The following is a 12474-nucleotide window of genomic DNA, read 5'->3' on the forward strand; positions in this document are numbered from 1 at the left end:
AACTCATTAGGGCAGGTAAAACACTTCTTGCAGCTCGCTACTGACTGGGCTGTTATCCGGGTTAGCTGGCATAACGTCGGTCATATATTTCCACCAACGTTGGCAAACATCAGTGCTGGCTACCGCATTCCACCGTTCTTCAGATTCAATCTCTACCGTGGCAAACAGCAGATTACGCGCTTTGTCGAGGTAAATGGCGTAGTTATGCGCACCGTGAGATTTCAACACTGCTTCCAGTTCCGGCCAGATGGGGTTATGCCGACGCTGATACTCTTCGTGGGCGTCGGGGTTAACCTGCATTACAAAGGCTTTGCGGATCATGTTTGCTCCTTACAGCGCCAGCGCACTGGCGAGTGGTGTAACGCCGAAACGCTGGCCGAGCGCTATCAGCTCTTCACGACTGATGGTCTGTTTCATGCCGCCCATCGAATAAACCTTCACTAATACTTGTGCTGATTTTTCTGCGGTGTCGATTAAACCGAATGTTTCATCCAGTGTCGGACCGCTGCCGAAGACGCCGTGGAAGGGCCACAACACCAGCGAATGTTTTTGCATTTCCTGTGCGGTCGCCTGGCCGATTTCGTCCGTGCCGGGCACCATCCACGGCAAAATGCCGACGCCATCCGGGAACACTACCAGACATTCGGTGCTGCCTTCCCACAGTTGGCGAGTGAAGACCGCGGTGTCGTTTTCCAGTACGTAGGTAAGGGCGATCAGGTTGGTGGCATGGCAGTGCATGATCACCCGATCTTTACCGTTGGTGGCTTTAATGCGTTCGCAGTGGGAGAGGAAGTGCGCCGGGAGTTCAGAGGTTGGAACGGCTTCGTGAGTTAGCCCCCAGAGAATGTGGTAGCCCGCGCCGTCGCTGTCGACTTTTACGACGCCTAAGTTAGCCGCAGGATCAAGCTGGACGTTGCGGAAGAATTTGCCGGAGCCGGTGACAATAAACGGTGTATTTGCCAGTAAAGGCATGGGCTGGCTGAGCGGGATATAGCGCGGTTGTTGGTGGAAGTTGTCGTGATACGGTGCGATATCGGCGTCATCCAGGCGCAGTGTCAGGTTACCACCATTGCGCTCGTCCCAGCCTTTCAGCCAGGCGTCGGTGGTGGCTTTGATCATTCCCTGGACAAACCAGGACTGGGTAATGTTTTGCATGTTCTGTGTTCCTGTAAATTCGGTGTTGTCGGATGCACGACCCGTAGGCCGAATAAGGCGCTCGCGCCGCATCCGGCAGTGTTTACCCGCGGCGACTCAAAATTTCTTTCTCATAAGCCCGCACGCTCTTCAACCATTCGCTACCCGCTGGGGTATCGTGACGTTGGCAATACATTTCCCAGACCGCCTGCCACGGCAACGATTTCTGCTCTTCCAGCAGTGCCAGACGCGCAGTGTAATCGCCCGCCGCTTCCAGCTTGCGCAGCTCAGCGGTAGGTTCCAGCAACGCACGCAGCAGGGCTTTTTTCATATTGCGTGTACCAATGACCCACGCGGCAATGCGGTTGATAGAGGCATCAAAGAAATCGAGACCGATATGCACACGGTCGAACAGATCGTGACGAACAATCTCACTGGCAATCGCCTGAGTTTCATCATCCAGCAGCACCACGTGATCGCTGTCCCAGCGAACCGGACGACTGACGTGCAGTAGCAACTGCGGCACATACAGCATGGCGGCGGAAATCTTGTCGGAAATCACTTCAGTCGGGTGGAAATGCCCGGCGTCCAGGCACAGCGCCGTCTGGCGGCTGGTGGCATACCCCATGTAAAACTCATTGGAGCCAACCGTGTAGCTCTCCGCACCAATACCAAATAATTTGCTCTCAACGGCGTCGATATGGTGCGCCGGATCCAGCTTCTCGCTGATCACCTCATCCAGTGCTGCCAGCAAACGCTGGCGCGGAGCGAGACGGTCAACGGTGATATCTTTCATGCCATCCGGGATCCAGATGTTCATCACCGATGGCGTGCCAAGTTGCTCGCCAAAATAGGCCGAAACGCGGCGGCTGGCCTTGCAGTGATCAATCCAGAACTGGCGAATGCTGTCGTCGGCATGGGAAAGCGTAAAGCCATCGGCGCTTAGCGGATGCGAAAAACAGGAGGGGTTAAAATCCAGACCGAGCTGATTGGCTTTCGCCCATTCAACCCAGTTTTTGAAGTGCTCTGGTTTGATCTGGTCGCGCGAGACTGGCGTGTCTGATTCCAGATAGATGGCATGTAAATTAAGCCGTTTCGGCCCCGGAATCAGCCGCATAGCCTGTTCCAGATCGGCACGCAGCTCGCTGGCATTACGCGCTTTACCCGGATAATTACCTGTGGCCTGAATCCCCCCGGTCAGCGAACCTTCCGGGTTTTCAAAACCGGAAACATCATCGCCTTGCCAGCAGTGCATTGACACGGGTAAACGATCAAGTTGGCGCAGCGCCTCCTCGACATCAATCCCTACCGCTGCGAAACGCTGTTTCGCCAGCTCCCAGGCCTGTTCCAGTTGAGTGGTCATGCGCAAAGCTCCTTTGTCTGTCGTGTAGAGTGAATCTGCGCCACATAGTGGGCAATTTCACTGTCAGGATTAGGGGTAAAGGTGGTCAGATTCGCGGTGGTGCTGACGACCTGACGGAAATCATCCACATTGTTGAGTTCATCCAGCGTCATTAACTGGATGCCGATATTGCCGAGCGTCGAGGCTTCAACAGGCCCGGCGATCACCCGAATACCGCAGGCATCAGCACATAACTGGTTGAGCAGCGCGTTCTGGCAGCCACCGCCGACAATATGCAGTTGCGAGAAATCTTCACCGCGCAGCTGCGCCAGCTCATGCAACACATCGGCATACAGCAACGCCAGACTGTCGAAAATACAGCGCGCCAGTTCAGCATCACTTTCCGGGATTGGTTGCGCCGTTTCCCGACACGCAGCCTGAATTTCGCTGCACATCGCCTCAGGATTAATAAAGCGATCGTCATTGGGATTGATGGTGAAGCGGCAAGCCGGCAGTGCCTGTGTCGCGGCGATAAGCGCCGGGAGATCGTTGATTTGCCGCTCCTGAAGCACCCGCTGAAGCAGCCATAAGCCCATAATATTTTTCAGCACCCGATAGCGACCTTCCGCCCCACCTTCATTGGTGATATTGGCGGCCAGCGCCGTGTCATTGGTAAATGGCGTCTGGCTTTCGAAGCCCATCAATGACCAGGTGCCAGAAGAGAGATAAGCGGCGCGTGAACCGTTTAACGGCGAGGCGATAACCGCGCTGGCGGTATCATGGCTGGCAACGGCGACCACCGGAATCTCATTACCCTGCGGGCAAATCCAGTGACCTATGACATTACCCGGATGCGTCGGGCGACCAAACCAGGCTTTGTTGGCACCGCTCCACGCCAGTAGCGACTCGTCCCAGTCGTCGCTATTGATATTGACCAGTTGCGTGGTCGTGGCGTTGGTGTACTCCCAGTTCATCTCGCCGGTCAGGCGATAACTGAAGTAATCCGGCATCAGCAGAGCGTGAGCAATGTGTGGAATAAGCTCAGGTTGTTGCTCTGTCAGTGCATGCAACTGATAAAGCGTATTGAAGGGCAGAAACTGGATGCCGCTACGTTGATAAATATTGCGTTTGCCGAGTTGTTGTTGTGCCTGCGCCATCAGGCCATTGGTGCGGCTATCGCGATAAGCAACGGGCAGGCCCACACGCTGACCCTGTTGGTCGAGCAGCACAAAGTCCACGCCCCAGGTATCAATCCCAATGCTATCGATACGAATCCCTTCCTCGCACACCTTGTTTAATCCAAGGCGAATGGCACTTTCCAGGCTACCCACATCCCAGGTGACATAACCGTTCTGGCTATGCAGCCCATTGTTAAAACGATGGATTTCGCGCAGCGTCAGGCTGCGGCATTCACGCTCGTAACGCGCCAGCATCACGCGTCCACTGGATGCGCCGAGATCGACGGCGACACAATTGCGAAAGGTCATAATGTGATCCTGCTGAATTTCATTACGACCAGTCTAAAAAGCGCCTGACTTCGCGACCTTCTCGTTACTGACAGGAAAATGGGTCATTGGCAACCAGGGAAAGATGAACGTGATGATGTTCACAATTCGCTGAATTGTGGTGGTGTGATGCTTACCGCATTTCCTGAAAATTCACGCTGTATCTTGAAAAATCGACTTTTTTTACGTGGTTTTCCGTCGAAAATTTAAGGTAAGAACCTGACCTCGTGATTACTATTTCGCCGTGTTGACGACATCAGGAGGCCAGTATGACCGTATTACATAGTGTGGATTTTTTTCCGTCTGGTAACGCGTCCGTGGCGATAGAACCCCGGCTCCCGCAGGCGGATTTTCCTGAACATCATCATGATTTTCATGAAATTGTGATTGTCGAACATGGCACGGGTATTCATGTGTTTAATGGGCAGCCCTATACCATCACCGGTGGCACGGTCTGTTTCGTACGCGATCATGATCGGCATCTGTATGAACATACCGATAATCTGTGTCTGACCAATGTGCTGTATCGCTCGCCGGATCGATTTCAGTTTCTCGCCGGGCTGAATCAGTTGCTGCCACAAGAGCTGGATGGGCAGTATCCGTCTCACTGGCGCGTTAACCACAGCGTATTGCAGCAGGTGCGACAGCTGGTTGCACAGATGGAACAGCAGGAAGGGGAAAATGATTTACCCTCGACCGCCAGTCGCGAGATCTTGTTTATGCAATTACTGCTCTTGCTGCGTAAAAGCAGTTTGCAGGAGAACCTGGAAAACAGCGCATCACGTCTCAACTTGCTTCTGGCCTGGCTGGAGGACCATTTTGCCGATGAGGTGAATTGGGATGCCGTGGCGGATCAATTTTCTCTTTCACTGCGTACGCTACATCGGCAGCTTAAGCAGCAAACGGGACTGACGCCTCAGCGTTACCTGAACCGCCTGCGACTGATGAAAGCCCGACATCTGCTACGCCACAGCGAGGCCAGCGTTACTGACATCGCCTATCGCTGCGGATTCAGCGACAGTAACCACTTTTCGACGCTTTTTCGCCGAGAGTTTAACTGGTCACCGCGTGATATTCGTCAGGGACGGGATGGCTTTTTGCAATAACGCGAATCTACTCACCGTATTTGTACGCCATATTGCGAATAATCAACTTCGTTCTCTGGCCGAGGTAGCCACGGTGGCGCATCAGATAAAACTTCTCAAAGATGATTTTTTTGCCAGCGACCAGCAGGCAGTCGCTGTGGCTGACCGTTATCCGCAAGATGTCTTTGCTGAACATACACATGATTTTTGTGAGCTGGTAATTGTCTGGCGCGGCAATGGTCTGCATGTACTCAACGATCGCCCTTATCGCATTACCCGTGGCGATCTCTTTTACATTCATGCTGACGATAAACACTCCTACGCTTCCGTTAACGATCTGGTTTTGCAGAATATTATTTATTGCCCGGAGCGGCTGAAGCTGAATCTTGACTGGCAGGGGGCGATTCCGGGATTTAGTGCCAGCGCAGGGCAACCACACTGGCGCTTAGGTAGCGTGGGGATGGCGCAGGCGCGGCAGGTTATCGGTCAACTTGAGCATGAAAGTAGTCAGCATGTGCCGTTTGCTAACGAAATGGCAGAGTTGCTGTTCGGGCAGTTGGTGATGTTGCTGAATCGCCATCGTTACACCAGCGATTCGTTGCCGCCAACATCCAGCGAAACATTGCTGGATAAGCTGATTACCCGGCTGGCGGCCAGCCTGAAAAGTCCCTTTGCGCTGGATAAATTTTGTGATGAGGCATCGTGCAGTGAGCGCGTTTTGCGTCAGCAATTTCGCCAGCAGACTGGCATGACCATCAATCAATATCTGCGGCAGATCAGAGTGTGTCATGCGCAATATCTTCTCCAGCATAGCCGCCTGTTAATCAGTGATATTTCAACCGAATGTGGCTTTGAAGATAGTAACTATTTTTCGGTGGTGTTTACCCGGGAAACCGGGATGACGCCCAGCCACTGGCGTCATCTCAATTCGCAGAAAGATTAATTCGCCATGCCCATGCCGACGATGTTGGCGGCGACAATAATCACCACACAACCGAGGCTCAACACCGTTACCGGACGGCGACCTGCATTGTTCCACTCTTTCAGTACCAGCCCGACGATACCGCCGCACAATACATAGAAGCTCATATGCAGCATCCAGCTGATGTAGTCATACTGCGCCGGAATACGCGCGTGGCCCCAGGCATAGAAAAAGAATTGCAGATACCACATCAACCCGCCCAGTGCTGAGAGTAACACATTGTGAATGATCAGCGGTTTTGCCAGCGAAAAGTCGGCTTTTAGCGACAAATCCTTCACTTTTGCCAGACGAATGAAGCAGAAACCGAGGTTGATGATCGCGCCGCCTCCCATGATGACAACATAGCTTGGTAGAGCGACATACAGTGGATCGACGCCAAGTGCGGCAGCGGCTTCATGCATCGGTTTTGCGGCGTTCATCGCAAAGGACATTCCGGCAGAGAAAATGCCGCACATCACCGCCAGCACCAGCCCTTTTTTCAGGTTGAACTCTTCGGCTTTAATGCCCATCTTGCGCTCTTTCAACTGCCCGGCGCGAGTCACAATCCCTACGCCAATCAGCGCCACCAGAACGCCGAGCAACGTCATGCGTCCGCCTTCGGTATTAATCAGAACATCGAAATTGCCGTTGATAATTGGCGTCATCAGCGTACCGACAATCAACGTAATGCCAATGGCGATGCCAATTCCCATCGACATGCCGAGATAACGCATGGTCAGGCCGTAGTTGATATTACCGATCCCCCACATAGCGCCGAACAGAAAAACAGGCAGCAGCGTAGAGAGACTAAACGAGCTGTAATACGCCCAGAAATTCGGTAGTAACAGGGCGCTGATGGCCCACGGCAGAATAATCCACGAATCAATCCCACCAACTGACCACATGGTTTCCCATGACCATTTTTTTACTTTTTTGAACGGAGCGTAAAAACAGGCTGCACTGGCCGCGCCGATCAAATGCCAAAATATCCCCATCGTAATCGCGTTACTCATCTTCTTATCCTCATCATTTTTCGTCGCGTCACATCTCCGACGAGATGAGTGTAAAAATCGTGCTGTCGATTAACCTTTCGCCTGTTGCCGCCGTTGTCGATTTACTGGCAATCACGGCATTAAGTGGGTGATTTGCTTCACATCTCGGGCATTTTCCTGCAAAACCATACCCTTACGAAAAGTACGGCATTGATAATCATTTTCAATATCATTTAATTAACTATAATGAACCAACTGCTTACGCGGCATTAACAATCGGCCGCCCGACAATACTGGAGATGAATATGAGCTATACCCTGCCATCCCTGCCGTATGCTTACGATGCCCTGGAACCGCACTTCGATAAGCAGACCATGGAAATCCACCACACCAAACACCATCAGACCTATGTCAACAACGCCAACGCGGCGCTGGAAAGCCTGCCAGAATTTGCCAACCTGCCGGTTGAAGAGCTGATCACCAAACTGGACCAGCTGCCAGCAGACAAGAAAACAGTACTGCGCAACAACGCTGGCGGTCACGCTAACCACAGCCTGTTCTGGAAAGGTCTGAAAAAAGGCACCACCTTACAGGGTGACCTGAAAGCGGCTATCGAACGTGACTTCGGCTCCGTTGATAACTTCAAAGCAGAATTTGAGAAAGCGGCAGCTTCCCGCTTTGGTTCCGGCTGGGCATGGCTGGTGCTGAAAGGCGATAAACTGGCGGTGGTTTCTACTGCTAACCAGGATTCCCCGCTGATGGGTGAAGCTATTTCTGGCGCTTCCGGCTTCCCGATTCTGGGCCTGGATGTGTGGGAACATGCTTACTACCTGAAATTCCAGAACCGCCGTCCTGACTACATCAAAGAGTTCTGGAACGTGGTGAACTGGGACGAAGCAGCGGCACGTTTCGCGGCGAAAAAATAATCATTTGCCGCCTGCTGCAATGAGGCGTTTACGTCGCATATCAGCTTAAAAAATGAACCATCGCCAACGGCGGTGGTTTTTTTGTGATCAATTTCAAAATAAAAACAATGATCCGATAAAAATAAAACAGTGTTTCAATTGATGTGGTTTTGATCACTTTTATTGATTAAATGAATGTCTATCTTCGTTTCCATCAACACTGATGCTCCATTGAGGAATGACGCATCAGCCCTTAAAAATATGCCGACAGGTGATGGAAATGCAGATAAAACGCTCGATTGAGAAAATCCCGGGGGGGATGATGCTCGTCCCGCTATTCCTTGGCGCACTGTGCCACACCTTCTCGCCGGAGGCGGGGAAATATTTTGGATCATTCACCAACGGGATGATTACCGGTACGGTGCCCATTCTGGCGGTGTGGTTTTTTTGCATGGGGGCGTCAATAAAATTAAGCGCGACGGGAACGGTATTGCGTAAATCCGGTACGCTGGTGGTAACTAAAATTGCCGTCGCGTGGGTGGTTGCGGCAATTGCCTCGCGCATTATTCCGGAACATGGTGTTGAAGTTGGATTCTTTGCCGGACTTTCAACGCTGGCGCTGGTGGCGGCGATGGATATGACCAACGGCGGACTTTACGCTTCCATCATGCAGCAGTACGGCACAAAAGAAGAAGCTGGGGCATTTGTGTTGATGTCATTGGAGTCCGGGCCGCTCATGACGATGATTATTCTGGGCACTGCCGGGATTGCCTCGTTTGAACCGCATGTTTTCGTCGGCGCAGTATTACCGTTTCTGGTGGGCTTTGCCCTTGGGAACCTTGACCCTGAATTACGAGAATTTTTCAGCAAAGCGGTGCAGACGCTGATTCCATTCTTTGCCTTCGCACTGGGTAATACCATTGATTTGACTGTAATTGCCCAGACAGGTTTGCTGGGGATCCTGTTGGGTGTGGCAGTAATTATCGTGACCGGTATTCCGTTGATTATCGCTGATAAATTGATTGGCGGTGGCGATGGCACTGCCGGAATTGCCGCTTCCAGTTCCGCAGGGGCCGCGGTAGCGACACCTGTGCTGATTGCAGAAATGGTGCCTGCGTTTAAACCGATGGCTCCGGCAGCAACTTCGCTGGTCGCGACGGCGGTCATTGTGACTTCGATTCTGGTGCCAATTCTTACCTCTATCTGGTCACGTAAAGTCAAAGCCAGAGCAGCGAAAATCGAAATTTTAGGTACGGTGAAATAAACCTGCTTCCTTAATCCCCACAGCCGGATGAACTAACGTTCGTCCGGTTTGCTATTGAGTTCCTGCCTGGATACTTACCGCGAAAACAGCACGCCTGACATAAAATAAATATGGTCTAATGGGGAAATTTCTCGTGGAGAGGGAACAGATGCGATATCCGGTTGATGTATACACAGGCAAGATTCAGGCTTATCCCGAAGGCAAACCCAGCGCAATTGCCAAAATCCAGGTTGATGGTGAGTTGATGCTGACGGAGCTGGGGCTGGAAGGTGACGAGCAGGCGGAGAAAAAGGTTCACGGCGGGCCAGACAGAGCGCTGTGTCATTATCCTCGTGAGCATTATCTTTACTGGGCGCGGGAATTTCCGGAACAGGCGGAGTTGTTTGTTGCGCCTGCGTTTGGCGAAAATCTCTCAACCGACGGTCTGACGGAAAGTAATGTTTATATTGGCGATATTTTCCGCTGGGGAGAGGCATTAATTCAGGTCAGCCAGCCACGCTCACCTTGCTATAAACTCAATTACCATTTTGATATCAGCGATATAGCGCAGTTGATGCAAAACACGGGTAAAGTGGGGTGGTTGTATAGCGTGATTGCGCCAGGGTTGGTATCTGCTGATGCTCCGCTGGAGTTGGTTTCCCGTGTCAGTGATGTGACCGTGCAGGAGGCTGCCGCCATCGCATGGCATATGCCGTTTGATGACGAGCAGTATCACCGTTTACTCTCCGCTGCCGGGTTATCGAAAAGCTGGACGCGGACGATGCAAAAGCGCCGACTGAGCGGCAAGATCGAAGATTTTTCCCGCCGGTTGTGGGGAAAATAAGTCTGCCTTAATACGAAATCTGGCATGGTTTCCGGTGAGAGCAGTGCCGTTTGCATTGTGCTGAATTTTTCCCCTCACCCTAACCCTCTCCCCAGAGGGGCGAGGGGACTGTCCGGAGCGGTGCTCAGCTCCGTTGCTGAACAGGGCTACGTTTTTCCCCCTCGCCCTTTCAGGGAGAGGGCCGGGGTGAGGGTATCAGTTCGCACAGTGCTGACCTGTTGCCTTCACCCCGAAGGGGACGGCTCTGCGCCGAGTTTAACTCCGCTTATACAGCGGCAACCAAATCACCAGCCGTAAACCGCCCAGCGGGCTGTCTTCCGCTTTAACCCAGCCACGATGCTGCTGAATGGCGGTTTCAACAATTGCCAGCCCCAAACCTGTACCGCCAGATTCACGATCGCGTGCTTCATCGGTACGATAGAACGGACGGAAAATCTGTTCGCGATCTTCCGGGCTAACGCCAGGACCATCGTCGTCCACCGTAATGGTGATACCGTCTTTATCTACCGCAAAGCCCACTTCAATCTTCGTATGGGAATAACGCAGGGCATTACGAACAATGTTTTCCAGCGCACTCTCCAGGGCGTTCGGGTTGCCGTACAGCGGCCACGGCCCAGGCGGGAAGTTAACCGTCAACGACTTGCCCATCTGCTCGGCTTCGAACGCCGCGTTATCCAGCACTTCACTCCACAACTGGTTGGCTTTGATGGTCTCGCTAACCAGCGCATTTTTCTGCTGATTACGTGACATCACCAACAGATCGTTGATCATGCTGTCCAGACGTTGCGCTTCGGTTTCAATACGCTCCAGTTCCTTGCTTTCACCGCTACGACGGCGCAGTAACGCCGTACCCAGTTGCAGACGCGTCAGCGGGGTGCGCAGTTCGTGAGAGATATCAGAAAGTAGACGCTGCTGAGAGGTCATCATGCGCTCCAGCGCGGTGACCATCTGGTTAAAACTGGCACCGGCGGCAAGGAATTCCTGTGGCCCCGCTTCCAGTTCCGGGTGCTGGCGTAAGTTTCCCTGGGCAACTTCATCGGCAGCGTTTTTCAGCTTACGCGCCGGTTTTGCCAGACTCCAGGCCAACCACAACAGCAGCGGCGTACTGACCAACATGGTGACAATCAGCAGTAATAGCGGGCGGTCAAACAGTAAGTTAATGAAATCGGATTGAGAACTGCTGGCCGGACGAATCAGATAAAGTTGGTAATTATCTTCGCCATCACGCACGGAGAACGGACCGACCAGTTCCACGCGCCCATACTTTTTCTTCTGCGGATGATCGGCGTTATCGGCCTGACCAATAAAGTTACGAATGATCTGCATTTCGCTGCGTTCAGCGCCGATCACGCGGCCTTCGGTGGTCACCAATAACAAACGCTGTCCTGGCGGTGCCCACTTATCAATCGCCCGGAACAGACGCCGCCACCACATTAAATCGTTGGGCGGATCGTTCGCCAGCTCCGCTTCGACATGCTGCTCAATCATCAGACCCTGACGCTGTTCGCTATCCAGAAGCTCGGTCATCTGGCGTGAATCGAGCTTGGGTAACATCAAAACCAACATCAACACCAGCGCCAGCGTCAGCCAGAAGATGGCGAAGATGCGCGCGGTTAAGCTGCCTATCATGAAGCAGAAACCATCAGATAGCCGCGACCACGCAAGGTTTTAAACCACGGGTGACCATCTTTACGATCCGGCAGTTTACGACGCAGGTTGGAAATGTGCATATCGATAGCGCGGTCGAAAGGCGTCAGGCGTTTGCCCAGCACTTCCTGGCTTAAATGTTCACGGGAAACCACCTGACCCAGATGCTGTGCCAGCAAATAGAGCAGGGTAAACTCAGTACCGGTTAACTCCAGCGTTTGCCCGTCGAAGCTGGCTTCCTGACGGCCTGGATTTAGCACTAAGGCATCAACTTCCAGTGTCGGTGAACCGTTGTCGTTGTTTTGCTGTTGCTCGCTCCAGTGCGAACGGCGCAGGATCGCGCGAATACGTGCCACCAGCTCACGATCATTAAACGGTTTCGGGAGATAGTCATCTGCGCCCAGCTCAAGGCCGAGAACGCGATCAAGTTCACTGCCGCGCGCCGTCAACATAATGACAGGCGTCTGGTGTGTCTGGCGAAGTGCTTTTAATGTGTCGATACCATTTTTCTTCGGCATCATTACATCAAGCAAAAGTAAATCAATGCTGTCGTCCAGAAGATCAAGCGCCTGTTCCCCATCGTGGGCAACAATCACGTTGAAGCCTTCCATCTCGAGCAGCTCCTTTAATAGGGAAGTCAGCTCTCGGTCATCATCAACTAACAGGATTTTATTCATTGTTTAAATACCTCCGAGGCAGAAATTACGTCATCAGACGTCGCTAATCCATGACTTTACGTTGTTTTACACCCCCTGACGCATGTTTGCAGCCTGAATCGTAAACTCTCTATCGTTGAATCGCGACAGAAAGATTTTG

General features: G+C 52.6%; 12 protein-coding genes. 5 read left to right on the forward strand and 7 right to left on the reverse strand.

Annotation, left to right across the window (positions count from 1 at the left end):
• Nucleotides 1-6: 6 nt before the first annotated feature.
• The 4 genes from rhaM to rhaB form a co-directional block, all read right to left on the reverse strand.
• The gene (gene rhaM / locus ACJHYD_RS20055) at nt 7-321 is read right to left on the reverse strand and encodes an L-rhamnose mutarotase (protein ID WP_000619503.1); all 315 of its coding nucleotides are present in this window, start codon (nt 319-321) and stop codon (nt 7-9) included.
• 9 nt (nt 322-330) lie between these two features.
• Nucleotides 331-1155 (reverse strand): rhamnulose-1-phosphate aldolase, encoded by an 825-nt coding sequence (gene rhaD, locus ACJHYD_RS20060; protein ID WP_001179749.1) that lies wholly within the window; start codon nt 1153-1155, stop codon nt 331-333.
• Between the two features lie 82 nt (nt 1156-1237).
• The gene (gene rhaA, locus ACJHYD_RS20065; protein WP_001306645.1) at nt 1238-2497 is read right to left on the reverse strand and encodes an L-rhamnose isomerase; all 1260 of its coding nucleotides are present in this window, start codon (nt 2495-2497) and stop codon (nt 1238-1240) included.
• Entirely contained in the window at nt 2494-3963 is a 1470-nt protein-coding gene (gene rhaB, locus ACJHYD_RS20070; RefSeq protein WP_001550363.1) for a rhamnulokinase, read from the reverse strand. Before rhaB ends, rhaA begins: the two co-directional genes overlap by 4 nt.
• Nucleotides 3964-4250: 287 nt before the next feature.
• Here rhaB and rhaS point away from each other — a divergent pair, with 287 nt between their 5' ends.
• On the forward strand, nt 4251-5087 hold the full coding sequence (gene rhaS, locus ACJHYD_RS20075) for an HTH-type transcriptional activator RhaS (protein ID WP_000217137.1): 837 nt from the start codon (nt 4251-4253) through the stop codon (nt 5085-5087).
• Between the two features lie 73 nt (nt 5088-5160).
• The gene (rhaR, locus tag ACJHYD_RS20080; protein ID WP_024189723.1) at nt 5161-6009 is read left to right on the forward strand and encodes an HTH-type transcriptional activator RhaR; all 849 of its coding nucleotides are present in this window, start codon (nt 5161-5163) and stop codon (nt 6007-6009) included.
• Here the strand turns inward: rhaR and rhaT are convergent.
• A complete protein-coding gene (gene rhaT / locus ACJHYD_RS20085) occupies nt 6006-7040 on the reverse strand; it encodes an L-rhamnose/proton symporter RhaT (RefSeq protein WP_001550365.1) in 1035 nt (344 codons plus the stop codon). The two genes, rhaR and rhaT, sit on opposite strands and share 4 nt — an antisense overlap.
• 284 nt (nt 7041-7324) lie before the next feature.
• On the opposite strand from rhaT, the gene sodA reads away from it, so the two are divergent.
• The 3 genes from sodA (at nt 7325) to yiiM (ending at nt 10011) form a co-directional block, all read left to right on the forward strand.
• Nucleotides 7325-7945, forward strand: a complete 621-nt coding sequence (gene sodA / locus ACJHYD_RS20090) for a superoxide dismutase [Mn] (protein ID WP_001297064.1) — start codon at nt 7325-7327, stop codon at nt 7943-7945.
• Nucleotides 7946-8204: 259 nt separating this feature from the next.
• Nucleotides 8205-9188, forward strand: coding sequence for a 2-keto-3-deoxygluconate transporter (gene kdgT / locus ACJHYD_RS20095; RefSeq protein WP_001166043.1), 984 nt, complete (start codon nt 8205-8207; stop codon nt 9186-9188).
• A gap of 148 nt (nt 9189-9336) precedes the next feature.
• A complete protein-coding gene (gene yiiM / locus ACJHYD_RS20100; protein ID WP_001270252.1) occupies nt 9337-10011 on the forward strand; it encodes a 6-hydroxyaminopurine reductase in 675 nt (224 codons plus the stop codon).
• 255 nt (nt 10012-10266) lie between these two features.
• Here yiiM and cpxA read toward each other — a convergent pair whose 3' ends face one another.
• Both cpxA and cpxR read right to left on the reverse strand, forming a co-directional pair.
• A complete protein-coding gene (gene cpxA / locus ACJHYD_RS20105) occupies nt 10267-11640 on the reverse strand; it encodes an envelope stress sensor histidine kinase CpxA (protein ID WP_000580417.1) in 1374 nt (457 codons plus the stop codon).
• On the reverse strand, nt 11637-12335 hold the full coding sequence (gene cpxR / locus ACJHYD_RS20110; protein ID WP_001033722.1) for an envelope stress response regulator transcription factor CpxR: 699 nt from the start codon (nt 12333-12335) through the stop codon (nt 11637-11639). Before cpxR ends, cpxA begins: the two co-directional genes overlap by 4 nt.
• Between the last annotated feature and the right edge of the window lie 139 nt (nt 12336-12474).

Source organism: Escherichia sp. WS1368 (genome assembly GCF_046487485.1).
GTDB classification, from domain to species: domain Bacteria; phylum Pseudomonadota; class Gammaproteobacteria; order Enterobacterales; family Enterobacteriaceae; genus Escherichia; species Escherichia coli.